The 15,412-nt window shown below is 44.2% G+C and carries 16 protein-coding genes; 12 read left to right on the top strand and 4 right to left on the bottom strand.

Annotated elements, in window-relative coordinates:
- Positions 1 to 25: 25 nt before the first annotated feature.
- Positions 26 to 1,111, bottom strand: coding sequence for a DUF805 domain-containing protein (locus tag BM736_RS19345; RefSeq protein ID WP_076415196.1), 1,086 nt, complete (start codon positions 1,109 to 1,111; stop codon positions 26 to 28).
- A gap of 478 nt (positions 1,112 to 1,589) precedes the next feature.
- Here BM736_RS19345 and gmk point away from each other — a divergent pair, with 478 nt between their 5' ends.
- From gmk to trmH, 5 genes are all read left to right on the top strand, one after another.
- Positions 1,590 to 2,213 (top strand): guanylate kinase, encoded by a 624-nt coding sequence (gene gmk, locus BM736_RS19350; protein ID WP_076415198.1) that lies wholly within the window; start codon positions 1,590 to 1,592, stop codon positions 2,211 to 2,213.
- 56 nt (positions 2,214 to 2,269) lie between these two features.
- A complete protein-coding gene (gene rpoZ, locus BM736_RS19355) occupies positions 2,270 to 2,554 on the top strand; it encodes a DNA-directed RNA polymerase subunit omega (protein ID WP_012327157.1) in 285 nt (94 codons plus the stop codon).
- Positions 2,555 to 2,567: 13 nt separating this feature from the next.
- Positions 2,568 to 4,673, top strand: coding sequence for a bifunctional GTP diphosphokinase/guanosine-3',5'-bis pyrophosphate 3'-pyrophosphohydrolase (gene spoT, locus BM736_RS19360; protein ID WP_076415199.1), 2,106 nt, complete (start codon positions 2,568 to 2,570; stop codon positions 4,671 to 4,673).
- A 58-nt stretch (positions 4,674 to 4,731) separates the two neighbouring features.
- Positions 4,732 to 5,115 carry a RidA family protein gene (locus BM736_RS19365; RefSeq protein ID WP_076415201.1) on the top strand — a complete coding sequence of 128 codons (384 nt, stop codon included), beginning with the start codon at positions 4,732 to 4,734 and terminating at the stop codon, positions 5,113 to 5,115.
- A gap of 66 nt (positions 5,116 to 5,181) precedes the next feature.
- Positions 5,182 to 5,880 (top strand): tRNA (guanosine(18)-2'-O)-methyltransferase TrmH, encoded by a 699-nt coding sequence (gene trmH / locus BM736_RS19370; protein ID WP_076415202.1) that lies wholly within the window; start codon positions 5,182 to 5,184, stop codon positions 5,878 to 5,880.
- A 442-nt stretch (positions 5,881 to 6,322) separates the two neighbouring features.
- On the opposite strand, the gene BM736_RS19375 is transcribed toward trmH, so the two are convergent.
- Together BM736_RS19375 and BM736_RS19380 are read right to left on the bottom strand one after the other, a co-directional pair.
- Positions 6,323 to 7,084, bottom strand: coding sequence for a hypothetical protein (locus tag BM736_RS19375; RefSeq protein WP_076415204.1), 762 nt, complete (start codon positions 7,082 to 7,084; stop codon positions 6,323 to 6,325).
- A gap of 101 nt (positions 7,085 to 7,185) precedes the next feature.
- Complete coding sequence (locus BM736_RS19380; protein WP_076415205.1) at positions 7,186 to 7,737, bottom strand: hypothetical protein; 552 nt, start codon at positions 7,735 to 7,737, stop codon at positions 7,186 to 7,188.
- A gap of 209 nt (positions 7,738 to 7,946) precedes the next feature.
- On the opposite strand from BM736_RS19380, the gene BM736_RS25060 reads away from it, so the two are divergent.
- From BM736_RS25060 to BM736_RS19415, 7 genes are all read left to right on the top strand, one after another.
- Complete coding sequence (locus BM736_RS25060) at positions 7,947 to 8,162, top strand: hypothetical protein (protein ID WP_143562446.1); 216 nt, start codon at positions 7,947 to 7,949, stop codon at positions 8,160 to 8,162.
- A 1,019-nt stretch (positions 8,163 to 9,181) separates the two neighbouring features.
- Positions 9,182 to 9,373: a hypothetical protein gene (locus BM736_RS19385; RefSeq protein ID WP_076415207.1), complete on the top strand. Its 192-nt coding sequence runs from the start codon at positions 9,182 to 9,184 to the stop codon at positions 9,371 to 9,373.
- 130 nt (positions 9,374 to 9,503) lie between these two features.
- Positions 9,504 to 11,162, top strand: coding sequence for an AMP-binding protein (locus BM736_RS19390; protein WP_076415209.1), 1,659 nt, complete (start codon positions 9,504 to 9,506; stop codon positions 11,160 to 11,162).
- Positions 11,163 to 11,335: 173 nt separating this feature from the next.
- Positions 11,336 to 12,277, top strand: a complete 942-nt coding sequence (locus BM736_RS19395; protein WP_076415211.1) for a calcium/sodium antiporter — start codon at positions 11,336 to 11,338, stop codon at positions 12,275 to 12,277.
- A gap of 139 nt (positions 12,278 to 12,416) precedes the next feature.
- Complete coding sequence (locus BM736_RS19400; protein ID WP_076415212.1) at positions 12,417 to 13,103, top strand: hypothetical protein; 687 nt, start codon at positions 12,417 to 12,419, stop codon at positions 13,101 to 13,103.
- Positions 13,104 to 13,474: 371 nt separating this feature from the next.
- Positions 13,475 to 14,569 (top strand): sensor histidine kinase, encoded by a 1,095-nt coding sequence (locus BM736_RS19410; protein WP_076415214.1) that lies wholly within the window; start codon positions 13,475 to 13,477, stop codon positions 14,567 to 14,569.
- A gap of 17 nt (positions 14,570 to 14,586) precedes the next feature.
- Entirely contained in the window at positions 14,587 to 15,183 is a 597-nt protein-coding gene (locus BM736_RS19415; protein WP_076415216.1) for a response regulator transcription factor, read from the top strand.
- 15 nt (positions 15,184 to 15,198) lie between these two features.
- Here BM736_RS19415 and BM736_RS25235 read toward each other — a convergent pair whose 3' ends face one another.
- On the bottom strand, positions 15,199 to 15,336 hold the full coding sequence (locus BM736_RS25235; RefSeq protein ID WP_179079085.1) for a hypothetical protein: 138 nt from the start codon (positions 15,334 to 15,336) through the stop codon (positions 15,199 to 15,201).
- Positions 15,337 to 15,412: the final 76 nt, after the last annotated feature.

Below are 15,412 nucleotides of genomic sequence, written 5' to 3' on the forward strand. Positions count from 1 at the left end.
AAAGAGAAAGCCGTATTTATTCCAGCTATAAATAGGGGATAAAAGCAGCATTTCTAGCCAGTGCAGATTGACTTCCCTTCAGGCTAAAGTCATAACCACACAACTTAACGCTGCCACGCCGAGCGATATCGGTAATAATGTTTTGGGTATCCAGTGGTGAAAAGCGCGCTTCAATAGCGGTATCTGGCATATATTCGACCAAAAGCGGGCGATATTCAGTGCCATTGTTAAACTTCAAATGAGCACAACTTTTATCCCCTAGTGCGGATGCTTGCGACCAGATCTCTCCAGGAGATCGCGTCTCCCCGAGCCAGCGCATTATCAAGACATTGTCTTCTAATACAAGACTGAACCCATCGGGGATCTTGGCTTCTTCTCTAGAAGGCATTGCAATGGGCTCCTCCACAGCTGAAGGCGACACCTCTACCGTCTCCTCCTCTGGGCCCGAAATAACTCCCCAAAGCGCACTAAAAAGCGTGATAGCTAATAAGCCACCCGCGACACTAATCAAAACTTTAGGATGTTGCTTAGCAAAATCTAAATACCGACTAAACAAGAGCGACGCAGAAAACTGCCTCGCTGTACTAGGTGAATCCCAATCTTGCTGACTGCCCGAATCGTTACTTGTCTCAAATTCAGTATCACTATCTTCTGCATAATGACTGGTACCATCAGCATCTAATGTCGGCTCTACTCTTCTTCGATGAATTTGGCCGCTCTTCTTGGCAACGGGGCCGACATACCCATAGTCATATCGAGACACCTTACCTTTAGAGGGAAACACAGCCAAAAAAGCGCTTAATGCTATGGCGAAAAGCAAAGTAACAAGAGTAAGCAATGTGCTGTCGGCAAAAGCTAAAGTCATCGAGAAAAGAGACAGAGGAATAAGCGGTAACACTGAGTACCAGTTTTGACGAGCAGCATCTCGCATTCGACGGTAGGCCGTTAACACCAGTAGAGGCGCAAATATCACGCCAACCACTAACATTGCACCGCCTTGACCCACAAGCAAAAAAACCAGTAATAACATCAGATAAACAGAGGCACTTATCACTGCAAATCTGGCCCCATTATCACGGCCATGTATACATAAAAGAGATTGAAACTGCATCAAATAATACCTAAACCAATTGGTTAAACTTGGGTCTATAAGCACAAGAATATGAATGAAATCATGAAATGTAAGACCGAATAACGCCGGGCTGACAAATCACATGATGAACTCGAATTAAACACCATAAGTCTGAGCCTAGGCTTAATGAGTATCAAAACCATATACAGACTAACGAATTTATCATTCAAAGTCAGTGCCAGCCTGAAAAAAGCCCGTTAACATAAGATTAAACTTGCTTCATTTCCACCCAATATAAAACTGTCAGCCATAGTAATACATGAACAGGTGAGTTTGCCCATGCACACCGCCTAACTAAGGCTGAAAATAGTAATAAGGCGTTGATCACAAGTTAATACCGCTAAATAGCAGTGTAGATAAAACTGGTACTAGCGCCTATACGCCTCAAGAGCGTATAATGTACGGCTTCCCGATATTCGGGAGCCTCATTTCGATTTAATTTTTGGATGCTTAGCTCATGACCGCACGCGGAAATCTATTTATCGTATCGGCGCCAAGTGGCGCGGGTAAGTCTTCTCTTATATCGGCTCTGCTAGAAAATAAGCCGGCCGACAAACAGGTCTCAGTGTCTCACACGACCCGTAAACCTCGCCCAGGTGAAGTTAATGGTGAGCACTATCACTTTGTGACTGTTGAAGAGTTTAAGGCCCTGATTGCCGAAGATGCATTTTTTGAATGGGCTGAAGTTTTCGGTAACTATTATGGCACTTCGCGTAAAGTCATAGAGCTCACACTTGCAGTGGGTATCGATGTATTTCTCGATATCGACTGGCAAGGTGCGCAACAAGTTAAAAAAGTCATGCCTGAAGCTGTTGGTGTGTTTATTTTGCCGCCCTCCAGAGCTGAGTTAGAAAAACGTCTAACTGGCCGTGGCCAAGACAGCGAAGAGATCATCAAAGGTCGCATGGCCCAAGCTGCGGCTGAGATCTCTCACTATAATGAATATGACTTCATCATCATTAATGATGATTTCGATACCGCTCTAAGCGATTTAGTCGCAATAATCCGTAGCCAACGCCTAACTGGTGCTGGCCAAATTCATGCACAAAATGATATGATTAAAGATCTGTTGGCAGACTAACTGTCATAGTGTACAATTTTGCGTCATTTTTTCATCCTAACACTGGAGTTCCATACATGGCTCGCGTAACTGTAGAAGACGCCGTAGAACAAATCGGCAACCGTTTTGATATGATCCTGGTTGCAGCGCGTCGTGCTCGCCAAATCGCTGTGCAGGGTAAAGACCCTATGGTTGAAGAAGAGAACGACAAGCCAACGGTTATCGCACTTCGCGAAATCGAACTTGGCTTAGTAACTGCTGACACTTTGGATGCCGATGAGCGCCAAACTGTTCGCGAACGTGAAGCGGCAGAAATTGCTGCTGTTGCTGCGATTGCTGAAGGTCGTAACAACGTAATATAAGGAGTACAACCACTTGTATCTGTTTGAAGGTCTCAAGGAGTCTGCATCAAGTTATTTAGAACCTGATCAGGTAGAATTACTCAAGCAGGCCTATCAGGTGGCGCGTGATGCCCATGAAGGTCAAATGCGCACAAGTGGTGAACCCTATATCACACATCCGGTTGCGGTCGCCCGCATCCTGGCCGATATGCGTCTCGATCATGAGACGCTTATGGCCGCCATCCTGCATGACACCATTGAAGATACCCCAGTAACGAAAGATGAACTCGCTGAACTTTTCAGTGAATCAATCGCCGAACTCGTTGAAGGTGTGTCTAAACTCGATAAGCTAAAATTCCGCGATAAGAAAGAAGCTCAGGCTGAAAACTTCCGTAAAATGATGATGGCAATGACTCAAGATATTCGAGTTATCCTGATTAAATTAGCCGATCGTACTCACAATATGCGTACCTTAGGTGCATTGCGCCCCGACAAACGTCGTCGTATCGCACGTGAAACCTTAGAGATTTATGCCCCAATCGCTAACCGTCTCGGTATTCATAATATCAAGACAGAGTTAGAAGATTTAGGCTTCCAGGCTTACTACCCCATGCGCTATCGCGTATTGAAAGAGGTAGTAAAAGCTGCTCGTGGCAACCGTAAAGAGTTGATCCAGAGTATTGAAGCTGCGGTGCATACTCGCCTTGAAGATACTGGCCTAAATGGCACAGTCAAAGGGCGTGAGAAAAACCTCTACTCCATCTATAACAAGATGCAAAGTAAAGAGCTGCAATTTCAGGAAGTGATGGATATCTACGCCTTCCGTGTCATTGTTGATTCTATTGATACCTGTTATCGCGTCATGGGCGCCATGCATGGCTTATACAAGCCGCGTCCGGGCCGTTTTAAAGATTATATCGCCATTCCAAAAGCCAACGGCTATCAGTCATTACATACCTCTCTATTTGGCCCTCACGGCGTACCAGTAGAGATTCAGATCCGTACCGAAGATATGGATCAAATGGCAGATAAAGGGGTGGCAGCCCACTGGATCTATAAGAAAGGTAGCTCGGCAGAGCAAGGGACGACGACACAAGTTCGTGCCCGTAAATGGATGCAAAGCTTGCTGGAACTACAGCAAAGTGCCAGTACCTCTTTTGAGTTTGTTGAAAACTTCAAGACAGAGCTCTTCCCTGAAGAGATCTATGTCTTTACCCCTGAGGGGCGTATTCTCGAACTCCCTGTTGGCGCAACACCTGTTGATTTTGCATATGAAGTGCATACTGATGTGGGTAATACCTGTGTTGGCGCACGCGTTAACCGCCAGGCTTATCCCCTCAGTCAGCCGTTGATCTCAGGACAAACCATCGAGATCATTACAGCTAAAGGCGCACGTCCTAATGCTGCTTGGCTGAACTTTGTCGTTACCGGTAAAGCTCGCGCTAAAATTCGTCAGTTACTTAAGAGTATGACTGAAGGCGATGCCGTTGTATTAGGCAGACGCTTACTCAACCATGCCTTAGGTGAAACTAAGCTCGATGCTATTGCTCCAGAGCAGATTGAAAAAGTCGTTAACGACACTAAACATGACACCTTAGAGGAGTTACTGGCAGATATCGGCCTAGGTAACGCCATGAGCATTGTCATTGCTCAACGACTCCTCGGTGATAAAGTTGAAGCGCAAGAGCACAACGAATCCCATATGATGCCAATTCGTGGCGCTGAAGGCATGCTAGTGACGTTTGCTAACTGCTGTCGCCCAATACCAGGTGATGCCGTTATCGCACACGTGAGCCCAGGTAAGGGACTGGTGGTGCATATGGAAAGCTGTGCCAACATACGTGGTTACCAAGGTGAGCCTGATAAATACATTCCAGTACAGTGGGATAATGCCGAAGGGGTTGAGTTCCAAGCTAACCTTCGTGTAGAGATAGTTAACCATCAAGGTGCACTGGCTAAGATCACCTCTATTGTCGCTGCTGAAGGCGCCAATATACATAACCTAAGTACCGAAGAGCGAGATGGAAGAGTCTTCCTGATTAATCTACGTATTTCAGTTAAAGACCGTATTCATTTAGCGAACGTAATGCGACGTATCCGGGTACTGCCTGAAGTACTTCGCACCTCGAGAAACAGATAGTTATTTACTCGTTATTTAATAGATATTTACTAATACATCACTAATTAGAGAGAGCGTTATGGCAGAAAAAATCATTATCGCAACCGATAAAGCACCTCAAGCAATCGGTACGTATTCTCAAGCTGTTAAAGTTGGCAGCACGGTATATCTTTCGGGTCAAATTCCTTTGAACCCAGAGAATATGCAGATGGTAAGTGATGAGTTTTCTGCTCAGGTCGTGCAGGTTTTTGAAAACTTAACTGCAGTCTGTGAAGCTGCAGGTGGCTCACTCAGTGATATCGTTAAGCTCAATATCTTTATGACAGATTTGAGTAACTTCGCCACAGTAAACGAAATTATGGGGCGTTATTTTTCACAGCCCTACCCAGCACGTGCAGCCATCGGTGTAAAACAGCTACCGAAAGACTCACTTGTTGAGATGGATGGAGTGATGGAGATTTAATCCACCTCCCTCTATAACAGGGCGCTTCGGCGCCCTTTTGTATTTTTACCTTTAAGAAGATTTTCCATGAGCCCAGAACGTTTTGCACGTATCAATGAGATGTTGGACAACCGCCAGCCTGATCTAACCCTATGTTTAGACAAGGTTCACAAGACCAACAACATTGCCGCCGTGATCCGTACTGCAGACGCAGTAGGTATCCATCAGATCCATGCTGTATGGCCAGATATTGAGATGCGCGTTTCGGGCAATACCGCTTCAGGTAGCCAGCAATGGGTAAAAACCATAAAGCATAATCATATGGCTGAAGCAGAGCAGGCATTTCGTGCTCAAGATATGCAGATTCTAGCGACTAACTTCTCTGAAAATGCCGTTGATTTTCGTGAAATTGATTACACCCGTCCCACCGCGATCATCTTAGGTAATGAGCGTGATGGTGTCAGTGCCGAAGGCATAGAAGCTGCCGATCAACATATCATCATCCCTATGATTGGCATGGTGCAGTCCCTTAATGTATCAGTGGCTTCAGCCCTTATCATGTATGAAGCACAAAGGCAGCGACAAGCAGCTGGCATGTACGGTACACGTAAGCTAGATGAAGACTACTGCCAGATAAAGTTATTTGAACAAGGGCATCCTATCTACGCTAAGGCGTGTAGACGCAAGAACATCCCCTACCCTAGAGTCGATGAGCTAGGCCAAATTGCAGCTGATGAGCAGTGGTGGGAAAAGATGCGAGCACCAGATTTTCACTCACCTGTCTGATAACAGGTGGCTTAAATATCTTTGGGATGTGGGTTCATTTGGCTGAATGGGTACTTGGCAGTAAGCTGTATACCAATATTGCATTGTTATCTAACGCCTGCAGCGGGTGCTGTAAATGGATTTACGAATGTCGTGAAGGCATGGATGCCTAAGAACGACCTTAAGTGTAAGTAATCTCTCGGTACGCTATGAACCCATCCCTGGGCGCTCTGCGGTTTCATCCTTGAAACCGAAGTCCTCGTGCTCACTTGCACCTCATTAATTATCTCTTCGATTGAAGTTTGCTGGTTTTCTCGAAATCGCTTTTGGGACAGGAATAAGCCAGAGGTTAGCCTCTAACTTGCGAGTTTTTGATTAGGGAATATATGACAATTGGATATGAGCTAACGCCCAAATAGCAAGCTAAGTAATAGTTAACTAAAACGTTGAACACTGCGAACGGTTACGTGTCCTTGTTTGCTTTCTTGTTATGAAGCTTTAAGAGGGTATCTAGTTTTTCATTTGTAATATTAAATACTTGAACAACTTTAGCTCCATCAGGTGAAAGCTCAGTTTGATCCTCATTCTCAAATTTAATATTAAGGCCAAGTATTTGAAGAGTTCTCTTGTCGTAAGAGTAAAGCATAGAGTCTCTTTTCATCTTTAACCCTGGCATCATTCCAAGTATCGTCACAGCTTGGTTAACACCTACTGTATCAAAAAACTCTAACTCTTCCCTTTGCCACCTAAGTAAATAAGTATCCACTTCTTTTTTATCATCAACATGACTAAAAAACCTCTGTATTTGGGATAACCAAGATATTTCGGCTTCCAAAGAAGAGTACATTGGTTGCGTCGCACCTCCATGCCATCCGAGAATTGCACCTTTAGATACAATAACATCGTGACTTGCTGTGACTATGTAATTTGCACAAGACGACATGCAATATTGTTTTACAACAACCTTTAAACCAAATTTATGTACTAAATGGCCAATGTACATTCCACCAAAAACTTCACCTCCAGCACTAGTTACAACTAATGTATCGATTTCCTTAGAGTGTTTAGTTAATAAAGTTTCAAGTTGTATTGCATTGCCTTTTGACGTATCACCATTGTATTCAACGGTATGATCATCAATTAAATTTATTTCACTAATTTTGCTCTGAGGATAGCTTGAGCACCCCAAGAAAAGTAGCAGGGGAAGAAATATGATGTGACGCATCCTTGCTCCATAACGCCTCGCTAACGGGCGCAAAATTGTTGGCTAAAATTAGCGAAGAATGAGCGCAAGCCAACTGTTTTGCGTCCACTTTGAGCGACTTGTTATAAATTTTTTGCTAACAAACTTAAAGTTTCTTTGAATCTATTGGCTTCTTTTTCAAAGGCTTTATAGTGTTTAGTTAAGTTATCACAAGCCTTTTGGGTTTGTTGCTTACCAAAAAAGCATTTAGCCAAAGCATCACGGGACTTTAAAACATCTTTAAATGCTAAACTTGCTTCTGGGAAGTGTATGTCACTAAGAGATTGAACTTTTCTATAGCTATTACCCGAGTCTTTCTTGTCATATTTGCCAAGTGATTCATGAAATTGCTTTTCAGTAAACAACCCAGAGTAGTATGTAAAATGAGCCATTTGAGTATTTGTTATTGAAGATTCCCATATGTAGAAATGGTCATAAATTTCTTCAATTTTATTTAGCTTAATTTTAATTCTTTCTTGTTCTAGGCTTTTTTCTAAAACTACCTTATTGTTTTTCTGGTTAAAGTAACTAGCTATGAAAACACCAAGTAAAGTTGCAACAGCAGTAATGGTGCTAGCAAGTATTGGAAGTAATTCTTTATATGTTGAAATATCCGTATTTGTTACAGCTTCCACCTGAACCTCGTAAATTTATAACATTTGTATAGTGCGCATGCGCGTATATTTGGCAAAATGCGCATGCACATTTAATAAACCTATTATTTAAGCCTTACTAAAGTAAAGCTATTGATTTATAAGCACTCTACCAGAGTGGTGTTGAATAAACGAGCACGAAAAACTGGAAAACGAGCATTGATATTGATGTCTTATTTAAAGTAGGTCAGATGACTTGTTACAAACCTATGCTGCTTATCGTCTGTATCTCATTTATGGACAGAAATAGCTTAGAGCAGTTGCTTTCAATACAGAGCAAAGCCTTTACCAGTATTGAAGTTGCAGACCACCTGCCCTGTGCCTTTGCAAGACGCTGCAAGTCCGTCCATGGAAGCTATACTAAAGCACTGACTGCCAAGGATTGGTGGAAATGCCAAGAAATGTAGGGAACATTTCTGGCCTTGATTTAGAAGCTTGCACGTCCCTTAGCAGGTGCTCTGCTAGCAAGTTCAATGTAGCGTCTGACTCACTTATAGACTGAAAAAATCTACATGTTTCAATAACAGGCTAACGCTACTGCTAGTCCCCGTTGGAAGTTGCCGTAGGGCATAGCGTGAGCCAGACATGGATGTCTGGCTAACTTTCGGGGGACAGGATGTTCCATCGGAAGTGTTAGCTATTTATCCATAAGCGCAAGGGTCACAACTTCAATGGGGCGAATAATCATCAACGATGATTGAGCTTATGAGCGAGAGACAGGGATTGTCGAACTGGCTTTGTATATGAATATATTCTGGCACGGACTCTTTACTTACAAGAGTGGTAAAGGGGGGGTGCTGTTGACCTCCCTTTGCCTCGGGGGTGGGTGGAAAACCCGCGACTTTCTTCGGTCGCCAGACCGATATCCCCAGGGAATAGAGTTCCGCGACTTTAGTTATTAGACGAAGTCTAATCATCTTATACAAACGCAGTTTGGCCACAGCTCACTCTGGGGCATTCCGTGTCACCTAATCAACCAGTGAAACTCAAACCGAAGAGATAAATCCCCCAGTGCAGATGCGGCTGCGGACTTCGGCTTCATGGATGAAGCCGCAGAGCGTATAGGGATATATTCACAGCGTGACGCAGAAGTAGCTGCACATTCCTCGCCGGGCAGGCGGTAGGTTACATTGAAGGTAAGACCTTCAAGCATAAATCCCAATATCAAAACCGCTCAATGAACCCAACTAAGAATGCAATCAGCCTGCATCCTAAGGCTAGCTCACTTTGAGGCATTTCCGTGTCACCGACTCAACCAGTGAAACTCAAATCGAAGAGATAACTTTCTTGTAAATCATCCAGTGTAGATGCGGCTGCGGACTTCGGCTTCAGGGTGAGGCTTCACTTAGTGAAGCTCTTCGAACGAGAGGCAAGGACGCCGAACTGGCCTTTAAACATGGAAGTTATTTGAAACCGCAGAGCGCCCATGGACGAGTTTACAGCGTTTCGCAGAACTTTCTCAAAACAAGAGTGCACATTCCTCGCCGGGCAGGCGGTAGATTACACTGAAGGGGCGACCTTCAAATACACAAACCCAATACCAACTCAGCCAGAAGCTAAAACCAAAAATGTAACCAGCCTTCATTTGAAGGCTGAACAATATTTAGGTCACATTTAACCAAAGAGTTTGTCTTAAATCACATTTTTCGCCATACTCAAATCGCGTAGTCAATTAGAGTTGTACCTATATAAAAATCAAAACTGCTCTATTTGAACTGGAATTAATAACGACAAGAATGGAAATGCCAATGGAATCACCAACCAAAACACCTGTTGAGATGTTAGCGCATTGGGTCGATACACAGGGTGATACGACCTACCTGAGACAACCTATTAATGGTCAGTACGTAGACTTTAGCTGGCGAGAAGTGCAGCAGAAAATGCAGCAACTTGCAGGCGCACTGAGACACTTAGGGCTAGAGCCTGGCGATAAGATCGCAGTATTATCTAAAAACTGTGCCGAGTGGTTTATTACCGATCTTGCTCTAATGTATGGTGGTTATATTAGTGTGCCGATCTACCCAACGGCTAATGCTGATACCATTCGCTATGTACTAGAACACAGCGAAGCTAAAGCCATTATCATAGGCAAGCTAGACTACTGGGCTGACCAAGAGCCTGGTGTCGGCGGCGACATTTTAAGACTCGCGATGCCCTACGATACTATGCCTGCGCAATATAAATGGGACAATTTACTCAAGTTAGGCACTCCTTTGCTCGATGCGCCACAAGCCACTCCAGAGCAGGTGATGACACTCATCTATACCTCTGGCTCTACAGGTAAACCTAAGGGTGCAATCCAGAACTTTGCTAGTTATGCCTGGACCTGTAAAGCGGTCGTTCGCGATCTAAAAACCGGCGTCAATGACCGATTAATCTCTTACTTGCCACTCGCTCATATTACCGAGCGTGTCGCTATCGAAGGTTCGTCATTCTATTCAGGCAGTAGTGTCGCTTTTGTTGAAAGCTTAGATAGTTTTGTCGAAGATGTTCAGCGCGCTAGACCGACAGTATTCTTCTCTGTGCCAAGACTGTGGAGCCTTTTCCAGCAAAATATTATTGCAAAGATAGGTAACAGTAAGCTTAACTTTTTACTTAAAGTGCCCATTATCAGCAGCATAGTGAAAAAGAAGATACATGCAGGTCTTGGCCTTGAAAATTGCCACCTACTTGGCTCGGGCTCCGCGCCTATTCCACCATCACTGATTAGCTGGTATCACGATATCGGACTGAACATTAGTGAAGCGTGGGGCATGACCGAAAATAGCGCTTACTCCATCATTAACTATCCATTTGATGACAGCAAAATTGGTACTGTAGGTCGCGCTATTGAAGGTTGTGAAATTAAGCAGGCTGACACTGGCGAGCTATTAGTTAAAAGCCCGGGCCTGATGACTGGATATTATAAGCAAGATGAGGTCACTGCGGCTTCATTTGATGAGGACGGTTTTTTCCGCACTGGCGATCTCTGCTCTATTGATGCTGATGGCTGCGTGTCGATCACTGGACGTGTGAAAGATAACTTTAAGACATCAAAAGGCAAATACGTAGCGCCAGTCCCTATTGAGCGAAAGCTTGCTCAAGACTCCCATGTAGAACTGCTATGTGTCATTGGTTCAGGTTTACCTCATCCAATCGCTTTGGTTCAGCTCTCTGAAGGCGCAGCTTTGCAGCCAAGAGAGGAGGTTCGCAGTTCATTAAAGGTGACACTGGACAGCGTGAACCCTAACCTTGAGTCCCATGAAACCATCGACGCTATCATAGTCGTCAAAGATACCTGGGAAGTTGAAAATGATGTACTCACACCGACTCTGAAAATCAAACGCCATGTACTAGAGAAACGCTTTAGTGAGATGGTTGATGGGATCCGTGGCGGCAAGATCCGCTGGGAAGATGAGATCACCTAACCCATGTCTCTTGAGTCGCAGAAAAAGCACGCACTATGCGTGCTTTTTCAATCTTAAGTTTACCTAGCAAACTTAAAGAATATTTAATGACACAAAATGATATCTAGATTGCCTTATTGTAAAAAAACCTTAAGCTAGCCAATCGAAAAATTAACCGAAAAGTGTAGATTCACATGCTAATTGCTCTATCAATCATAGGTGGTTTTTTAATCCTGACCTTAGGCGCTGAAGCCTTAGTCAGAGGGGCCAGCGCAATCGCGCTAAAATTAGGTATCACGCCTCTCATTATCGGTTTAACCATCGTCGCCTTCGGTACCAGTGCGCCAGAACTCGCGGTGAGTTTAAAGTCGGCACTGGCAGGTAACAGTGGCATAGCCTTGGGGAATGTTATCGGCTCAAACATTGCCAACATCGGTCTGATTTTAGCCATAACCGCACTGATCCGTCCGATCCAAGTGCAATCACAAATGGTCAAACGTGATATCCCGATCATGATTGCGGCTTCTATGCTCTTCTGGGGCTTATTACTTGATGGTGCCCTTAGCTTCTGGGATGGCGCACTGCTAACAAGCCTACTTATTGGCTACCTAAGCTTTAGCTATATCAGCTCGAGAAACAGTGGCGATGATGGAGATAGTGAAGCGATCGATGATAGCCCGCAAAAGCCATTATTATCCGTGCTGTTTATCGTAGCTGGCATCAGCATGCTCGTTGGCGGCGGGATTTTATTTGTCGATGGCGCTGTCGACCTAGCAAAAGCATTTGGTATCAGCGAAGTCATTATAGGCTTAACCATCGTTGCCATAGGGACAAGTATGCCTGAGCTAGTGACTTCGATTGTGGCAGCGAGTAAGGGAGAAAGCGATATTGCTATCGGTAATATTGTCGGCTCTAACCTATTTAATATTCTAGGAATATTAGGCGTCACGGCTCTGGTTCACCCCATTGCAGCTGCGGGGATTCAAAATTTTGATTTTATGGTGATGTTAGCGTTATCCCTACTAGTATTGCCCTTCGCGTGGACTGGTTTCAGAGTTGGCCGCCGAGAAGGTGCGATCCTTTTACTGGGTTATATTAGCTACATTGGTTACCTGATCTCACAAGCCACTGCTTAAACTTTCACGCTCTAGATCATAAGGTCATGACATTTGTCATCATGATCTTATGACCTTTGTGTCTGCAAAACTTTCCCTACCTCCTTGATACTAGCCCTGTACACAATCAGGCACCTATTTCATTTCCAAGGAGAGCAATATGAAAACACTTATCTTAGCTGGAACATTAGCGCTGTTTAGTCACGCAACTAATGCCAATGACATCGTTCAGATTGATCAAGCTGCCAACGCAATGGACATCTCTCAATTACAGAGCTTAAGTCACCAAAACCAAGATTATACTCAAGCATACGCAAATTACCGACTCGCTATTAGTGCCAACATACTGGGCCAACCCAAGCTTGCCAGCACAGCATTGAACAATGCTCAGTCAACTCTCGAAGCGTTAAATAACGCCTCTGCCAATGCCGAAAACCTTGCTCTGCTCGCTTCTATTTACGGTATGCAGATTGGCCTCATCCCCGCTAAAGCGAGTGTTTACGGTGCTAAAGTTAGTGCAACGCTTTCTCAAGCCCAAACCCTTGAACCTAACAATCCTAGAGTCCTGCTCATTGAAGCTATCTCTGCATTCAACACCCCTGCAGCCTATGGCGGCAATATGCTAAATACCATTCAATTAACGAGTAAAGCTATTGATCTGTTTGCCGAACCTTGCGATAACATCTGTTGGGGTCACGCAGAAGCCTACACTTGGCGAGGACTGGCAAAACAGAGTAGTGGTGATAGCCAAGGGGCAATAGATGATTGGCAAGCAGCGCTGAGCGTACAAGCCGATTATGGCTGGGCTCACTTTCTGCTTAATAAAAATAGCGAAGTTAGCCAGTAATACCAATCAGCATAAAGATGTGATCGCTCAGCGAGATATTAGCGCTTCAGAGGCAAGGTCATAAATTGCTCCTGCATTAATGACATTCAGAACATCCATGTTCTTTGCAACGAGTGAAGAGCATAGTCACTCTACGTGCTAGCTCGTTAACACAGCATATGAAGCGCTAAAACTCGCCTTTCAGGAGTGTTTTTGGCTGCCTACTTCTTCGTTGAATAGCTTCACAAGGGAATAACCATTCCATCACCTATTCGCCTTGAATTAGTTGCCAAAAAACACTCTGAGTAGATCACTTTCTTATGCCGATTGGTATAATAGGATTCAAGCCGCTCAGCCGTTAGGCTGATCGGCTATACCAAAAGGACATACCCATGAATAGTATTCATGCCGCCACAGATTCAAATCACAAGAGCTCTGAAGATAAGCTTGCCTGGATATATTTAGTCAACCTGGTCTTCTATCTCATTCCGCTATTTATCAACGATAAACCTGCATGGGAAATCGTAGTCGCACTGTTAACCCTTATCCCATTTATCTACTGCTATTTCTGGGCCTATCGCAGCCCTAAAGATAAAGCCATATACCCTATAGCAGCCATGATAGCTTTAGGCGTTGCAATCACCCCAATCAATACTGGGTCTCTGTCGCTTTTCACCTTCGCGGGTTTCTATATTGGCTTCTATTATCCGATCAAAAATGCTTTCATTAGCCTGTTAGGCTTTATAGCCCTACTCACAGCACTAACATTTTTACTCGATATCAATCACTATTACTTTATCACCTACGGTGGATTACTTATCGCTGGGGTTGGCTTGTTTGGAATTGCAGAAAGAAAACGTGTAGAGACCAAATGTCGTGAGCAGAAGAGTAAGGCCGAAATCAGTCAGCTAGCAACGATGCTTGAACGTGAAAGAATCGCCAGAGATCTCCATGACATCATGGGACACAATCTTTCTAGCATCTCTTTAAAAGCTGAGTTGGCAGAGAAGTTACTCGATAAGAATCACATTGAGCAGGCGAAAGAGCAGTTAATTGAACTCAATACGATTGCCCGAGAGAGCTTAAATCAGGTACGTGAAACCGTCTCAGGCTATAAACATAAGGGGCTCGCATCCAGTGTCATGTCTCTGTGCCAAACCTTGCGCGATAAAGGGTTAAGTGTCAGCCTAGAGGGCGATATTCCTCAGCTAGTGCCTGAATTAGAAACCCACGTGATCTTAAGCCTCACTGAGCTTTGCAATAACATTCTACGCCACAGCCAAGCCGATCACTGCAGCCTTATTTTTGATGAATCTAAAGATGAGATAAGTATATCCATCAAAGATAACGGGCAAGTAACCGCTATTGTTGAAGGTAATGGTTTAAAGGGAATACGAGAACGCTTGAAGGCGTTTCAGGGTCAGTTAGATTATAAGCTTGATCAGCAATCTCAATTTACCATCAAACTTCCACCGCAAACCTTATAAGTAAGGGCTATTGAGAGATGAAGATATTATTAGCAGAAGATCAAGCAATGGTCAGAGGCGCACTAGCAGCACTGCTGAGCTTAGGGGGTGAGTTTGAGGTCACCCAAGCCTGTGACGGGGATGAAGCACTGTCTCTATTAAAAACAGATAGCTACGACCTTCTGCTCACTGATATCGAGATGCCTGGCCTGACTGGATTAGAGCTGGCAAAATGGTGCCAGCAGCACTCCACTATCAAGGTGATTATACTCACCACATTTGGCAGAGCTGGCTACATTAAGCGGGCGATAGAGTCGGGTGCTGGCGGATTCCTACTCAAAGACGCCCCCTCAGACACTCTCATTAAAAGCATAAAAAAGGTCATGTCGGGAAAAAGGGTGATCGACCCTGAGCTAGCCGTTATGGCTATAAGTAATGATAACGACCCGCTTAATGACAAAGAACGCCGTGCGCTACGTCTAGCAGGAGATGGAAAGTCTACCGCTGAAATAGCTAGCAGCCTATTTATCGCCGAAGGAACCGTACGTAATTACCTGTCAGAAGCGATCAGTAAGCTTAATGCAACTAACCGCATAGACGCTGCTCGTATCGCTAAACAAAAGGGTTGGCTCTAGCCCTTTATCGGGAATTTAACGTCCTGTAGGGTAAGCCGCGCCATCCTCTTGGCTGACTGCCGCAGATGAAGCATGGCGATGTAACCATACCCATAAAGCAATCTCTCGATTAATCACGATGATATATCTATAGCACAGCTTTATTGCCATCATAGGTTTATCTGATAGTATATGTATATAAACACAGTGCTTGAGTATTTTTTGTTTACATAATACTCAACTATAAAAT

It is taken from the genome of Shewanella sp. UCD-KL12, from assembly GCF_001957125.1.
In the GTDB taxonomy this organism is placed as follows: Bacteria; Pseudomonadota; Gammaproteobacteria; order Enterobacterales; family Shewanellaceae; genus Shewanella.